This is a genomic window from Streptomyces sp. NPDC021093 (assembly GCF_044333135.1).
Classification (GTDB): domain Bacteria; phylum Actinomycetota; class Actinomycetes; order Streptomycetales; family Streptomycetaceae; genus Streptomyces.
The window spans coordinates 373,434-388,625 of record NZ_JBIRQJ010000002.1 but is presented as its reverse complement, the minus strand read 5'-3'; the positions used below and the strand labels follow the sequence as shown (position 1 = coordinate 388,625).

8 protein-coding genes are annotated in these 15,192 nt (G+C 72.6%); 1 reads left to right on the top strand and 7 read right to left on the bottom strand.

Annotated features, from left to right (window positions below; translation table 11 throughout):
* Nucleotides 1-143: 143 nt before the first annotated feature.
* The 3 genes from ACH4SP_RS06745 to ACH4SP_RS06735 form a co-directional block, all read right to left on the bottom strand.
* Nucleotides 144-1,886, bottom strand: coding sequence for a pyruvate dehydrogenase (locus tag ACH4SP_RS06745; protein WP_398410468.1), 1,743 nt, complete (start codon nucleotides 1,884-1,886; stop codon nucleotides 144-146).
* Between the two features lie 73 nt (nucleotides 1,887-1,959).
* Entirely contained in the window at nucleotides 1,960-4,479 is a 2,520-nt protein-coding gene (locus tag ACH4SP_RS06740; RefSeq protein WP_398410466.1) for a protein phosphatase 2C domain-containing protein, read from the bottom strand.
* Between the two features lie 132 nt (nucleotides 4,480-4,611).
* Complete coding sequence (locus ACH4SP_RS06735; protein ID WP_398411800.1) at nucleotides 4,612-8,391, bottom strand: S8 family peptidase; 3,780 nt, start codon at nucleotides 8,389-8,391, stop codon at nucleotides 4,612-4,614.
* Between the two features lie 190 nt (nucleotides 8,392-8,581).
* Here ACH4SP_RS06735 and ACH4SP_RS06730 point away from each other — a divergent pair, with 190 nt between their 5' ends.
* Entirely contained in the window at nucleotides 8,582-9,580 is a 999-nt protein-coding gene (locus ACH4SP_RS06730; RefSeq protein WP_398411798.1) for a helix-turn-helix domain-containing protein, read from the top strand.
* 160 nt (nucleotides 9,581-9,740) lie between these two features.
* On the opposite strand, the gene ACH4SP_RS06725 is transcribed toward ACH4SP_RS06730, so the two are convergent.
* The 4 genes from ACH4SP_RS06725 to ACH4SP_RS06710 all read right to left on the bottom strand — a co-directional run bounded on the left by ACH4SP_RS06725 (nucleotide 9,741) and on the right by ACH4SP_RS06710 (nucleotide 15,044).
* Nucleotides 9,741-11,228 (bottom strand): bifunctional transcriptional activator/DNA repair enzyme AdaA, encoded by a 1,488-nt coding sequence (locus tag ACH4SP_RS06725; RefSeq protein WP_398410462.1) that lies wholly within the window; start codon nucleotides 11,226-11,228, stop codon nucleotides 9,741-9,743.
* Nucleotides 11,229-11,457: 229 nt separating this feature from the next.
* Nucleotides 11,458-12,567, bottom strand: a complete 1,110-nt coding sequence (rsgA, locus tag ACH4SP_RS06720; RefSeq protein WP_398410458.1) for a ribosome small subunit-dependent GTPase A — start codon at nucleotides 12,565-12,567, stop codon at nucleotides 11,458-11,460.
* Between the two features lie 321 nt (nucleotides 12,568-12,888).
* Nucleotides 12,889-14,100, bottom strand: a complete 1,212-nt coding sequence (locus ACH4SP_RS06715; protein WP_398410453.1) for a matrixin family metalloprotease — start codon at nucleotides 14,098-14,100, stop codon at nucleotides 12,889-12,891.
* 197 nt (nucleotides 14,101-14,297) lie between these two features.
* Nucleotides 14,298-15,044: a hypothetical protein gene (locus tag ACH4SP_RS06710; RefSeq protein WP_398410449.1), complete on the bottom strand. Its 747-nt coding sequence runs from the start codon at nucleotides 15,042-15,044 to the stop codon at nucleotides 14,298-14,300.
* Between the last annotated feature and the right edge of the window lie 148 nt (nucleotides 15,045-15,192).

The following is a 15,192-nucleotide window of genomic DNA, read 5'->3' as shown; positions in this document are numbered from 1 at the left end:
ATGTCCAGGAGGACCGGAGTGAAGACCGAGCGAGACGGTTCGCCCCATCGCCCGATGAGCGGATGCCGTGCCGGGCGTACGCGGTGCACGGCGGGGACGGCTGGGGAGACGTACCGGCCGTATCGCCGTGCCCTTCGCCCCGGCTAGGGGCGCGGGACGTTCCGCAGGTTGGAGCGGGCCATCTGGACCATGCGTCCCACGCCGCCGTCCAGCACCACCTTTCCTGCGGACAGGGCGAAGCCCTTCACCTGCTGGGCCTTGATCCGCGGCGGGATGGACAGCGCGTTCGGGTCGGTGACGACCTCGACCAGGGCGGGACCCCGGTGCCGGAACGCGTCCTTCAGGGCTCCGGCGAGCTGTTTGGGCTTCTCGACCCGGACTCCGTACGCACCGCAGGCACGGGCCACCGCCGAGAAGTCCGGATTGTGGTTCGTGGTGCCGTACGAAGGCAGTCCGTCGACCATCATCTCCAGTTCGACCATGCCGAGCGAGGAGTTGTTGAAAAGGACGACCTTCACCGGCAGGTCGTGCTGCACCAGGGTGAGGAAGTCGCCCATCAGCATCGAGAATCCGCCGTCGCCGGACATCGACACGACCTGCCGGTTCCGGTCGACGAACTGGGCGCCGATGGCCTGCGGCAGCGCGTTGGCCATCGAGCCGTGCGAGAAGGAGCCGATGACGCGGCGGCGGCCGTTGGGGGTGAGGTAGCGGGCCGCCCAGACGTTGCACATGCCCGTGTCGACCGTGAACACCGCGTCGTCGTCGGCGAGTTCGTCCAGTACGGAGGCCACGTACTCGGGGTGGATCGGAGTGTGCTTCTCGACCTTGCGGGTGTACGCCTTGATGACGCCCTCCAGAGCGTCGGCGTGCTTCTTGAGCATCCTGTCGAGGAAGCGGCGGTTGCTCTTGGCCCCCACCCGCGGGGTCAGACAGCGCAGCGTCTCGCGCACGTCGCCGCACACCCCGAGGTCCAGCTTGCAGCGCCGGCCGAGGTTCTCCGGCCGTACGTCCACCTGGACGATCTTCGCGTCCTTCGGATAGAAGTCGTTGTACGGGAAGTCCGTGCCGAGCAGGATCAGCAGATCGCACTCGTGCATGGCCTCGTAGGCGGCGCCGTAGCCGAGCAGGCCGCTCATGCCGACGTCGTACGGGTTGTCGTACTGGATGAACTCCTTGCCGCGCAGTGCGTGGCCGACCGGGGACTTGATCCGCTCGGCGAACTCCATCACCTCGGCGTGCGCGCCGGCGGTGCCGCTGCCGCAGAACAGGGTGATCTTCTCGGCGTCGTCGATCAGCGCGGTCAGCCGTGCGAGGTCGGCCTCGCCGGGGCGCACCGTCGGCCGCGAGGTGACCAGCGCCTGCTCGGAGGGTTCGTCGGCGACCGGCTCGCCCGCCACGTCGCCGGGCAGCGAGACCACGCCGACGCCGCCGCGGCCGACCGCGTGCTGGATCGCGGACTGGACGACCCGGGGCATCTGCTTGGGGGAGGAGATCAGCTCGTTGTAGTGGCTGCACTCGTCGAAGAGCTTGTCGGGGTGGGTGGCCTGGAAGAAGTTCAGGCCGATCTCGCCGGACGGGATGTGCGAGGCGAGGGCGAGCACCGGGGCCATCGAGCGGTGTGCGTCGAAGAGGCCGTTGATGAGGTGGAGGTTGCCAGGACCGCAGGAACCCGCGCAGGCGGCGAGCCTTCCGGTGATCTGGGCCTCGGCCCCGGCCGCGAAGGCGGCGGTCTCCTCGTGCCGGACGTGCACCCAGTCGATGGCGTCGTTGCGGCGGATGGCGTCCACGACCGGGTTCAGACTGTCGCCGACGACCCCGTACAGGCGCTGGACCCCCGCCTGCACGAGGATGTCGACGAACTGCTCGGCCACCTTCTGCTTCGCCATGACGTGGGCACACCCTCTCGGTCGGACTCGGCGTCGGACTCCTCGCCTGTCCATGAACCCATGAAATATGCGGTTATGCCTCCCAGACCGCTGCCGCGGTCCTGTCGTCCGCGTACCCCTTCGCCCTCAGTGTGACGTCAGCGAGGAAGGTGGCGAGGCCGGGCGGGGGCTGCTGGTCGCCCCAGCGTTCGGCCAGCTCCCTGGCGAGGGCGGGCTCGCCGCGCACCGGCTCCGCGAGGCCCGCGCTGGTCAGCAGCAGTACGTCGGCCGGCCTGGCCACCGAGGCCCGGAACCGGAACGGTGAGGTGGGCGGCACGCTGTCCACGTGCGGGGCCGGCGGCGTGGTGATGCCCAGGTCCATGGTGAGCCGGTCACCGTCCGGGCCCTCCTCGGACGGCTCGTCCTCCGCCGGTACGGAGCCGAAGCCGACCACCGGTTCACCGGTGAGGGCGTCGGGGCGGGGCTCCGGGGGCTCTATGTCCTGCCAGACCCCGTCGCGCAACCGGAACAGGCCGCCGTCGCCGACGCCGAAGTAGATCCTGGTGCGGCAGTCCGGGTCGGCGGAGAGCAGCAGGCAGCGCAGGTCGGCGGTGTACTCCCCCGGCTCCAGGCCGAGCTCGGCGGCGTGGGCGCGGAGCTTGCCGTAGCTGCGGTCGGTGAGCCGGTGCAGCCCCGACTTGAGGTCGCCGCGCCGCCCTGCCCTTATGTCCTCGGCCAGCCTGGCGTGACTGCGGCCGACCGCTCCGGCGATCCACCGGCAGGCGTCGGCGGCGGCGAGGTGCGCGCCCTCGGCGGCGCGGGCACCGCTGGCGACGGCGACCAGTACGAGGCCGCCGGGGCCGTTGCCGAAGCGGGCGGTGAGCAGGGTGTCGCGGCGGGGCTCGCCGCGGTACCGGGCGGAGTCCCCGCGCACGGAGGCCGCCCGCAGGGTGTACGACCCGTACTGCGCGCCGTCGAGCACGGTGTCCGCGACGAGCCCGTCCAGCTCCTGCGGATCGGCGGCGGCGAGCGCGGTCGGCTCGGCGTCGTAGGTGGGCGGACCGTCGCCGACGTGGGCGAGGACGGGGCGCGGGGCGGGGAAGGGCGTGAGGGCCGCAGGTTCAGGCGCAGGTACAGGTACAGGCGTGGATGTGGGTGCTGCCGGAGCCGGTGGTGCCGCCGGGGGTACGAGGGGGGCTGCGGGCGGCACCGGGGGCGCGTCCCACACGGCCCACTCGGCGGTGCTGGCGCGCTCCGGGAGGCCCATGCCGCCCGGGTCCTGCGGGCCGCCCTGCGTGTCCTGCACGCGGCCGCGCTGCACGGGGTCCTGCACGGGGTCCTGCGCGGGGTCCTGCCCGGGGCTCTGCGCGGGGTCCTGGTCGCCGGACCACCGTGGGAAGGAGGTGGGCAGGGGCGGGATGTCTCGGAGGGGGCCCTCGGCACGGGTCTCGGTGCGCCGGGGGCCCTCCGCGCGGGTCTCGGTGCGCCGGGGGTCGGGGGCAGGCTCGGCCGACGTGCCCGGGGTGCCCGGCTCAGCCGACGTGCCCGGCGTGCCCGGCGTGCCCGGCGTGCCCGGGTCGCCGTCGGCTCCGGTGTCCGCTTCCGTACCGGCGGGCCCTGCCGTCGCGTCGGAGCCCCGGACGGAGGGCGTGCCCGCGCCGGGGGCCGGGGACGTGCCCGGTGCCCGGCTCGTCACGGTGGTCGCGTCCGGGTCGGGCTCGGGGTCGGGCGGTGGCGCTCCGTGGGGTCCCGGCTCGTCCCACAGGCGGCGGGTGCGATGGCGGTCCTGACGGGGGCGGGGAACACCGGGCGGGCCGGGCGGCGAAGGCGGCGGGCCCCAGGTCGCGGAGGTTGACGAAGTGTCATCCACCCTCGTGAACCGGAAGGTTGACACGTCCGGCACGGGCGGAGCGTGCGGGCCGAGGTCCTTCGGCGCGGCATCCGGCGCGGCATCCGCAACGGCCCCCGGCTCCGCGTCGGCGACCGAGTCCCGGGGGGCGCGCTCCGTCCATCCGTCCCTCTCCTGCCGCCTGTCCCGCTCCGGCCAGCTGTCCCGCTCGGCGCGGCCGACCCAATCCGGCTCGCCCTCGCGCTCCGTCCGACCGGACGGCTCCGGGCCGGTGGGCTCAACGCCCTTCTTGTGCCGTGGTGTTGGCAGCCAGGCGTCCCACACCTGGGCCTGTCCAGGCCCGTCCTCCGGCCCGCCATCCGACTCGCCCGCCCGCGACTCCTCCCGCTCCTCCTCCCGGCGGGGCGCGGCAGCACGCGGGTCGGGTCCGGGGGCGCGGGGCGAGGCAGGGGGATCCTCGTGCTCCGGTGGCTCCCACGGAGCACGGGCGGGCGGCGCCGGGAAGGGGTTGCCGCGATCGGGGAGGACCGGCAACTCCGGTTCCGCGCGCCGCGGTTCCCTCGACGATTCCGCCGGAGGTGCGGGCGGCGGGTCGGGTGTCCCGGCCGGCCTCCGGTCGGAGATCATGCCCGGTGTCGAGTCGAAGTGGTCGTCCACGGTCTGGTCCGTGCCCGTCGTCGGGCCGGTTTCCGGAGTGGCCTCGTCGTACAGCCTGTCCCACCAGTCGTCCTCGGCGTGCGTGCGCCGCTCCCCCTGCTGACTCATGCCCCTATTGTCCACCGCTGAGACGATTCGGAAACGGGGCAAGCCGAAAAAATGGTCCGCCGGGCCGCCCCACCCCCCACGGGAAAGGCTGCCCGGCGGACCCTCAGTGGCCGACGCGCGATCGGTGCACGGTCAACGTACGTCGTACGCGCGGGCCACGAGCTGGGTGACGGAGTTGCCGTGTGCGTCCGTCAGTTCGGTTTTCAGGGTGACCTGTTTGCCGGTGGCACCGGCGTGGTCGACGGTGGCCGTCCAACTTCCGCCGGAGGACGCCGTCTTCGCCTCGGTCCAGGTCTTGCCCCGGTCGTACGAGTAGGACAGCTTGGCCGACTTGAGCGCACCCGGGGTGTAGCCCGCGTGGCCCGAGACGGAGAGGCCGATCCGCTGGCCGTCCTTCGCGGGGAGCGTCTTCAGGCCGTCCTCGGGGAGCGCGTAGCCAGGGAAGAGGATCGGGATCGGCACGGAGTAGGTGTTCGCGTCCAGTTCGGAGGTGAACTTCCAGGTGGTGCTGACCGATTCGGAGCGCTTCCAGAACTCGGCCGGGTTGCCGGTCTTGGTGATGTCCTGGGTGAGCTCGTAGGCGCCCCGCTCCGCCGGGACCTCGAAGACGCCGGAGGGCCAGGCGCTCCGGCCGAGCGAGACGCCGTCGCGCTTCAGCTCCAGCGAGCCGATGTCCCCGAAGCTGCCCGGGACGGCCGCGTGCTCGCTGTCGCCCCACATGGCGTTCGCGAATCCGATGAGGCCGCCCTGGCGCTCGGAGACCAGCAGCGGCTTGCCCTGCTCGTCGCGCGGTGCGGTCGGTACGACGGCGCCGCCGTACCAGGACTCGGCGAGCTTCTGCCCCGGGCGCAGCACCCGGTTCGGCGCGACCATGTACTCGCCGAACGGGAAGCTGCTGGCGACGGTGCGGCCCCAGGCCGATCCGTCGGCGGAGTACAGCTCGGTGCGGGTGCCGGGGACGGGCAGCAGGTCGGCGAGCGAGGAGGTGAAGACGCGGGAGCCGTTCGGGCGGAGCGCGTCGACGGAGCCGACGAAGTCCCCCGCGACGCCCATGGCCCGGTAGGTGGACTCCACCGCGGCCAGCTTCCGGTCCGAAGTGTGGTACTTCCGGGCCGACTTGAGCGGCCCCTCCTCCTGGAAGGCGAGGTGGTAGACGTACGGGCTGCGGGCGGTGGCCTGCCAGTCGAGCGTGACCGTGCCGTCGGACAGCCGCGCCTTGAGGTCCTTGGCCTCGACGGCCGGGACGGCGAGGACCGGGACGGCTCCGCCCCCGAACCCGAAGCTCGGGTACCACGTGCCGGTCGACGGGCGGTGCGCCAGGACGGCGACGGCGCCCTCGGCCTTGGCCGACTGCGCGACCGTACCCAAGTAGCTGTCGTCGTCGGGTACTTCGACCAGGGCGACACGGCCCTTGACGCCCGCCGCCTTGAGCTCCGCGGGGCTGCCCCTGCCCGCGTCGACGAGTGCGGCGCTGCCCCTGCCGTCGAGGTTCACGGAGCCGAGTCCGCCCACGACGGCGTGCAGGGCGGGGCCGCCCTTGACCTTGAGGCTGCTCAGCAGCGGGGCGGCCAGCTGCCAGTAGCTGCCGAACTCGAAGTCGCCCTTGTTCGCGCGGCCCTGGATGTCGGCGTAGTAGTCGGTGACGCCCCGGCCCGCGCTGACGGTGCCGGAGTGCCGCCAGGTGTCCTTCCAGGAGCGGTCGAAGGCGAAGGTGGTGGTGCGCTTCTCGCCAGGACGGTCCGTGTCGACGCTCAGCCGGTGTGCCTTGCGGGCGTCGAGGACGACCGTGGTGTCCTTCTTGACCTCAAGCTGCGGGTGGGCGAGGTAGCTCAGCGAGCCGACGCCCCGGCCGGTCGGGTCGCCGGCGTCCGGGGTGGCGACGAAGGAGGAGAGGAAGTACGAGCCGGGCCTGACCTCGTAACGCTGCTCCGGCTTCCCGTCGTTGGAGCGGATCTCGCCGCTCTCGTCGTCGGTGCCGATGACGTCGAGGGTGCTCGGTCCGGTGGCGGGCCTGCCGTCGCGGTCGACGAGCTTGACCCGCAGGGTGACCGTCTCGGGCTGTACGTACAGGGAGAACGGCGTCGAGACGGTGATGCCGCCGGGGGCGGTGGCCAGGACGCGGCCGGTGACGTCGCCGTACTGGCCGCGCTCCAGGCGTGCGGCCGGGTCGAGGGTCAGCGGCACCTTGACGGTGGCACCGGCCGGGACGGTCACGCGGTTCTTGCCGAGCGAGGCGATCCGGGAGCGGACGGCGGAGCCGTCGTTTCCGGTGGGCCGTTGGACGCTGAGGTCCAGGGTGACCGACTTCTCGGAGGTGTTCGTGTACGGCAGGTCGACGGTGGTGCGGTCACTGCTGTGCTGCGGCCAGTTGAACGTACCGCCCTGGACGGCGGGTGCGCCGGTGACCTTGGGGCTGAGCGCGGCCTTGACGTCGAGGCGGCCGCCGCCGGTCTCCTTCACGTCGCCGGGGACGGCCTTCGCGGAGGAGACCAGGGCCGCCTTGATCTGCTGGGCGGACCAGTCGGGGTGGGCCTGCTTGACGATCGCGGCGGCGCCCGCGACGTGCGGGGCGGCCATCGACGTACCGGACATGGCCTGGTAGGCGTACACGCCCCGGCCGCCCGCGGCGGCGGCGGAGATGGCGACGCCGGGGGCGGCGATCTCCGGCTTCAGGTTGTGGTTGACGATCGACGGGCCGCGGCTGGAGAACGGGGCCGTGGAGTCGTCGCGGTCGACGGCGCCGACGGTGAGGACGCCGGGGGCGCAGCCGGGCGAGGAGACGGAGTTCGCCCGCGGCCCGGAGTTCCCTGCGGCGACCACGAACAGCGTGTCCCTGCCCTTCGCCAGCTCCTCGGCCGCGACGCTCAACGGGTCGGTGCAGTCGGTGGGTTCGGGGGCGCCGAGGCTCATGGAGACGACGTCGGCCTTCTGGTCGACGGCCCACTGCATGCCCGCGATGATCCACGACTCGGCGCCCGAGCCGCCGTCGTTGAGCACCTTGCCGTTGAGGAGCTGGGTGCCCGGGGCGACTCCCTTCTTCTTGCCGTCGCTGGCCGCGCCTGAGCCGCCCACGGTGGAGCTGGTGTGGGTGCCGTGCCCCTGGACGTCGCCGGTGTCGGCGGAGTCGGTGAAGTTCTGGGCGGCGGCGATGCGTCCCTTGAGGTCGGGGTGCTCGGCGTCGACGCCGGTGTCGAGGACGGCGACCTTGGTGCCCTTGCCGTCGAACCCGGCGGCCCACGCGGACGGCGCGTTCACCTGCTTCGTCGACCGGTCGAGGGTGGTGGAGACCTTGCGGTCGAGCCACAGTTTCGCGAGGTCGGACGCGGCACGCGAGCGGGTGTCGGTGACGTCCGCCCAGAAGTCGGCGGCCTTCGCCTTGTCGGCCTTGAGGGCGACACCGCCGACGGGCGCGAGGACCGGGCCACGGGTGGCCGCGCGCGGGGTCGGGGGAAGGGCCCGGGAGACGTTCACGGACTTGTCATAAACGGCGATCAGCGGCAGCGACTTGGCGTGCGCGTCGTCGTACCCCTGCCGGATCAGGCCGGAGACGTTGAAGAGCTCCCGGTCGACGCGGCCCGAGGCGAGGGCGCCGGACGCGGACTCGGGGAAGACGTAGAGGTCCTTGTCACGGCCGGAAGTACGGGTCTGGAGGACGGGCACCGTGCCGTCCTGGCGGGGCAGCGCGGTGGCGGCCTCGGGGCCCGAACTCCCTTGCAGGACCTGGACCTTGTCCCCGGTCACCAGGGTGACGACAAGGGTATTGGCCTGCCCGCCACCCGCCTTCGCACTGCCCGTGATCGGTCTCTTCCCGGCCGCCGGGTCCGTGGGCGCGGCCACGGACGGAGCGACCGCGGTGACGGCGAGGACGGCGGCGGTGGCCACTCCCAGCGCCGTACGCGATATAGGACGCATCATGCTCCCCAAGTCGGTCAATTCATGCCAAGTCGGCCCGGCCCATGGGCTGATGACCGGTGGCGACAGGTTGGCAGAGGTGCAGGTGATGCAGGGATGATGTGGTGAGGCGGGTTTGTGCCGTGGCTCATTCCCGCCAGCTGTGTGCTGCGGGTGGCGAGCGGTGTGTGCGGGAAGGGTGAGTACCGAGGTGCTGAGTGCGATAGGGCTCGACGAGGCCCAGGAGGCGACGTATCGGACGCTGGTCGCGGTCGGTGCGGCCGAAATGTCCGACCTGGCGCACCGGTTGGGGTCCACGGAACCGGAGACGGAGCGGGCCCTGCGCCGCCTGGAGCGGCAGGGCCTGGCCGCCCAGTCCTCCTCGGACACGCAGCGCTGGGTGGCCGCACCCCCCGGTGTGGCGCTGGGCGCGCTGCTCACCCAGCAGCGGCACGAGCTGGAACAGGCGGAACTGGCGGCGGTGCTCCTCGCGGAGGAGTACCGGGCGGAGGCCTCGGAGCCGTCGGTGCACGACCTGGTGGAGATCGTGACGGGGGCGAGCGCGGTGGCACACCGGTTCGCACAGCTGCAGCTGGGGGCGGTGGAGGAGGTGTGCGCCCTGGTCACCGGGCATCCGGTGGCCGTCACCGGTTACGACAACGCGGCGGAGGAGCGGGCGACGGCGCGCGGGGTGACGTACCGGGTGGTCATCGAACGGGAAGTGCTCACGCTGCCGCGCGGCGTGGTGGAGCTGACGGCGGCCCTCGGCCGGGACGAGCAGGTCCGGGTGGTCGACCGCGTCCCGACCAAACTGGTCGTCGCCGACCGGGCGCTGGCCATGGTCCCGCTGACCGGCCGGGACACGGAGCCGGCCGCACTGGTGGTGCATGCGAGCGGGCTGCTGGAGTCGCTGATGGGACTGTTCGAGGCGGTGTGGCGGGAGGCACGGCCGGTAAGGCTGGGCCTGGAGGGGCAGCCCGGCGCCGGGACCGCCGTGGAGGTGCCGGACTGCGGCCCGGACGGAATGGACCTGCAGATCCTGTCGCTGCTGCTGGCGGGAATGACGGACGCGAGCGTGGCGAAGCAACTGGAGGTGGGGCTGCGGACGGTGCAGCGGAGGGTGAAGGGGCTGATGGAGGAGGCGGGGGTCACGACGAGGCTGCAGCTGGGGTGGCATGCGTACGAGAGGGGATGGGTGGGACGCACCTAACCCGTCCGGGCACCTTCAGCCCGTCGAGGGGGTACCCCCTGGTCCTTAAGACCTTGGGGGAGTTTGAGGACGCGCGGCGCAGCCGTGCACGGGGCGCAGCCCCGAACATCAGCCCCCACCGGCGCCAGCCGTGAACCGTCTTTGCCCCGCGGCCAGCGGTTTAGGGAAGGGGCGGGGAGGGGCAATGGCCCGCCGCAGGCGCAAACCCACCCGCACCCACCCCCGCACCAGCACGCACCCCGCCGAGCATCAGATGCCTGGTGGCGTACGAACGCCAAGGCCGCCAGGCCTCGTCGTCGAGCCCCCGGGGAAGCACCACATCCGGATCACCCAGCGCCCGCATCCGAATCATGCCGACGGCGTACGCGTCCAGCCCGGGAACCGCCGCCAGAGCCCGGCCGGCCTCCTCCCGGTCCGCCCCCGGATCAAGCCGTACGGTGCCGTCCGCAAGGGCCGCGGCAAGAGCCCCTGCCGCAGGGTCGTCGACGAGCGCACCGGGCGCCGGAAAGAGCCGATCGAGAGTCCCACAGGGCTCGGCAACGGGCTCCCCGTACGCCTCCACCAGCGCAGCGGCCCGATCCCGGCCCACCCGGGCCCGTACCGCCAACTCGTCAGGATCGGCCGCCCCCGGCGAGCGCAGACCGGGCCGGGCCTCCACCAACGGCGCCAGCCGCGGATCCGCACCGAGCCGCTCGTCGACCGCGTAGGGGTCCGCGTCCAGGTCGAAGAGCCGCCGCAGACGGTGCACGGCGGTGGTGAGGTCACGGAGGTCGGAGAGCGTGAGCCGGGCTTCCAGCCAGCCGGGGCGGGGGGACTCGTCGACGGACGCGATCCCGGTGCCGTGCGGGAGACGGAGGGTACGGCGGTAGGTGCGCTCCCCCGGGACTCCCAGCACCTCTTCGACACGGGGTACGGCCTCGTGGGCGAGGACGTCGAAGACCTCGCGGGCGGCATAGGGGCCGCGGTAGGCAAGCCGCAGGGGGATGCCCGCGGCAGGGCGGCCCGGGGCCGCAGGGGAACCGGAGCCACCAGAGGAATCGGACTTACCGGGCGCGAGCCGGGTCCCCCTCTCCGCCCTCAGCTCGGAGGGAGTACGGGCGTAGATCTGCCGCACCGTGTCGTTGAACTGGCGGACGCTGGCGAAGCCGGACGCGAAGGCGATCTCGGTGATGGGCAGGGGCGTCGTCTGCAGCAACAGCCGTGCGGTGTGGGCACGTTGGGCACGGGCGAGGGCCACAGGGCCCGCGCCCAGTTCGGCGGTCAGCTGGCGCTGGACCTGGCGGGCGCTGTAGCCGAGCCGCCCGGCCAGGCCGGGTACGCCCTCGCGGTCCACCACCCCGTCGCCGATCAGCCGCATGGCGCGGCCGACCGCGTCGGCCCGCACGTTCCACTCTGCGGAGCCGGGCACCGCGTCCGGGCGGCAGCGCCGGCAGGCCCGGAAGCCGTTGCCCTGGGCCGCTGCCGCCGTGGGGTAGAAGCGGACGTTGCGGCGCTTGGGGGTGACCGCTGGGCAGCTCGGACGGCAGTAGATGCCGGTGGTCGTCACCGCGAAGAAGAAGACCCCGTCGAAACGGGCGTCACGGCTGCTCACGGCCTCGTACTGGGTGTCTTCGCGGGTGGTCCCACCGGTGCTCTCGGGCGCGGTCATGCCTCCAGTGTGCGCCTGCGACCGGCCCCGGACTCGCGGGATTCGGACATCGAGTCCGGCAGCGGATGCTCGGGGCGGAGCGGCCCACCCCCGTAGGCCCGCTCCCGTACGCACACCCCCGTACGCCCGCCCCTCCCCCCGCGTGGTTCTTTCCCGCTCCCCGTACGTGTAACAAGGAAGCGCGGGGGACGTACGTGGCGGCGTACGTCCCCCGCCCCTCCCCCCACGGCTACCGCGCCCGGCCGCCCCGCTTGACCGCCATGTTCGCCCGGCCCTCAACGCTCAGCTGCTTCCAGCCGCGCAGCATCTCCTGGCGCAGCCGCGCGTCGGTCTTGGCGACGATGCGCTGGTTCTCGCGCATCAGCTTGCGCCAGCTCTCCAGCCGCCGCTCGGGCAGCGAACCGTCCTCGATCGCCGCGAGCACGGCGCAGCCGGGCTCGGCCCCGTGCCCGCAGTCGTGGAAGCGGCACTGCTCGGCCAGCTCGGCGATCTCCGAGAAGACCTGGCCGACCCCGGCCTCGGAGTCCCACAGTCCGACGCCCCGCAGCCCGGGGGTGTCGATGAGCACTCCGCCGCCGGGCAGCACGAGCAGATTGCGGGTGGTGGTGGTGTGCCGGCCCTTGCCGTCGACGTCGCGGGCGGCCTGCACCTCCATCACGTCGGCCCCCAGGAGGGTGTTGGCGAGGGTCGACTTCCCGGCGCCCGAAGCGCCGAGCAGCACGCTGGTGCCGTCGGCGACGAGCGCCGCGAGCACGTCGAGCCCCTGGCCCGTCTCGGAGCTCACCGCGAGCACCTGGACGCCGGGCGCGGTCGTCTCGACGTCCTCGACGAGGTACGAGAGCCCGGTGGGGTCGGGCACGAGGTCGGCCTTGGTGAGGACGACGAGGGGCTGGGCCCCCGATTCCCAAGCCAGGGCCAGATACCGCTCGATCCGGCCGAGGTCCAGCTCGACGGCGAGCGAGACCGCGATGATCGCGTGGTCGACGTTGGCCGCGAGGATCTGGCCCTCCGACCGCTTGGAGGAGGTGGAACGTACGAAAGCGGTACGGCGCGGCAGCAGGGCCCGGATCAGCTGGGGGTCACCGGCGGGCTCGACCGCCGCCCAGTCGCCGGTGCAGATGACGCGCAGCGGGTCGTGCGGGGTGACCAGCGCGGTGTCGGCGCGGATCAGCCCGTCCGTGGTGAAGACGTCTGCCTGACCGCGGTCGACCCGTACGACCCGGCCGGGCAGCAGCCCCTGCTCGGCGTACGGGGCGAAGTCGGCGGCGTAGCCGTCGTCCCAGCCGTACGCGGCGAGGGTGTGCTGAGGGGTGGAAGTGTGGAACGGCAGGTGGGACAAGGGGAACCCTTCACAGGGTGGCCCCGGCGTCGCGCTCGTGCGCGGAGAGTCAGGTGGTGATCAGCCGGAGGCCACGGAGACGGCAATGAAGTCGTGGGTGCGGGCGGAGCCCTGCGCGACGGCATTCATCGAAGGCCACCTCCTGATCTCGCATGTCTGCGTACGTGCTCAACGGCTTGCGCTGCCGAGCGTAGGGGGCGGGGGCGCCGCGACGCCAACCCTTTTTCTCCGCGGCATTCACGGCACTTCGCGGCGCCCGCCTGACGCACCTCCTGAGTGCTCGGACGAATGCTCTGATCAGCCCTGTGCGGGTGGGCAGGGTCAGCGGTGGGTGATGCTGTAGTTTCCGCTGGCGGTCTTGTCGTGGCTGCCGCCCGCCGGGCAGACGCCGGAGGTCGGGTGGCCGCCGTAGAGGAGTCCCTGACACTTGCGGCACCAACGCCAGTTGTCCTGCTGTCCCGGCGCGTTGCCCGCCGAGAACTGGAGGCTGTAGTTGCCGCTGGGGGTCTTGTCGTGCGCCCCGCCGGTCGGGCAGACCGAGCCCGGGTTCCCGCCGAAGTGCAGGCCCTGGCACTTGCGGCACCAGCGCCACTCGCGCTGCCAGCCGGGGGTGGGGATCATGTTGTGGGCGAGGGTGTAGTTTCCGCTGCCCACCTTGTTGTGGCCGCCGCCCGCCGGGCAGACCGAGCCGGGGTTGCCGCCGAAGAACATGCCCTCGCACTTGCTGCACCAGCGCCAGTCGCTCTGGTGCGGGTAGAGCGCGCGGGCACCGTTGATGTCGTCCGAAGTGAGGGCGCGTTTGGTGGAGTTGGCGGAGACGGTCGGTGCCATCACCGCACCCGCGACGCCGGAGTGGCCGAGGCCGATGATGTGGCCGATCTCGTGCAGGGCGACGGTCTCGACGTCGAAGCCGCCCGCGACCGCACCGATGCTCCACAGGTGTTCGGTGTCGTCGAAGTGGACCGGTTTGGGCAGGTTGTTGGTGACCACGGAGCAGCCGGGCGGGAAGTCCGCGTGGGCCAGGACGCCGCCGACCATGCTGTGGTCGGGGTCGTTCGCCGGGCGCCAGCCGACCCGGATGTCGGGCGAGGACTGGGTACCGACTTCCGCGAAGGTCAGCGGAATGACCGACGCCCAGGTGCGGAACGCGTTGCGTACGGCGATGAATTCGCCGGCGCAGTCGGCCGTTCCGATGTCCTGGGCGAATTTCAGGCTCCATTTGTTCCAGGAGCACTGGGTGGCGAAGTCGATTCCGTGGTCGAGGTCGGGCATGGCGCAGCGCGACTGCGTCATGGCCTGCTGGGTGGAGTCGTCGAAGATCCCGGACTCCTGGATCCCGTTGAAGCTCTGGTACTTCTGGAGTGCGGCCGACGTCTGGTCGTCGAGCTCCTCCGGCTGGTACGTCGTTTCTTCGAGGTATCCGAAACGCACCAGGAAATTCTGTACGAGTTCGAGCCCCGGGCTGTTCTCGCCGGTTTTCGTCGGCTGGACGGCGGCGATTCCCGCGAATGGCGCGAGCGATTCCTTGGCCATGGCTTCCCCCATGGGTGCTGGCCTGTTGTTGCCGTGGGACGGCTTCCTGAATTCGGAAGCTACTCCGCCGGGGCGCGCGGTCAACGGGCCGGGAGGAATGACGAGAAGAATTACGCCTTACCGGCCCGCCGCCGCCGTCTCGCGCCCCGGGTGCCCCCGTCGCCCCGCGCACCGGCCCGCCGCCGTCAGAGCCGTCGTCAGAGGTGTCGGGTGAGGACCTGGGCCACCGTGTCGAGCGCCGTGTGCAGTTCCAGGTGGTCGTGGGCTTCGAGGGTGGTGTCCAGGAGCGGGCTGTCGGAGCTGAGGGTGGTGAATCCGGTGGCTTCCTCGCTGCCGAGCGTCGCGGTGAGGGTGTCGCCCGACCGGAGGGTGAGGGTGACCGTGGCGGCGGTGGGCAGCGGCTGGAGGAAGGCGATCTCGGCGTCGGTGCGCCGGGTCTGCGCGCCGAGCCGGCGCTGGGTGCTGCGCGACGCCCGGTAGAGGTGCGAGTGGTGCAGGGCGATCTGGAGCCGGTCGGAGAGCTCCTCGGCGGTCTCCTCGCGGTCGGCGTCCGGGAGCTCGTCGAGCAGCAGGGCGGCGATGGCGCGGTACGCGATGGCCAGCTGCCAGGTCACGGTGGTGAGCGGGCCGGGGTCCTGCGTGTCGTGGACCAGCGGGCCGAACGTTTCCTCGGCCAGCCGGGCCACCGCGTGCACGGCGTCGGCGGTGACCACGTCCGGGCGGGGTGCGGGCGCCTCGTCCCGGTCCTGCCGGTCGATGCCGCGCGCCGTGAGGTCGGCGTACACGGCGTCCCGGCCGATGCCCGCGGCCGAGGCGAGCTCGGCGGGGTTGCGGGTGCCGGAGCGCCAGGCGGCCTCGATGAGCTCGGCGCGGTTCGCCTCGGTGCTCCCGCCGAGAGCGGTGAGCGCGTTCAGCCGGGCCGAATCCGTGTCAGATGCGTTCATATCGGTCACCGTAGGGCGGATCCGCCGTGCGGCACCGCACCACCGCGCCGTACCGCCGTGGGGGGGGGCCCCCCGGGGGGGGGGGGGGGCCGCCGGGGCGGCCGCCCCCCCCCGCCCCGCCCGCCCCCCCCCCCCCCCCCCCCCCCCG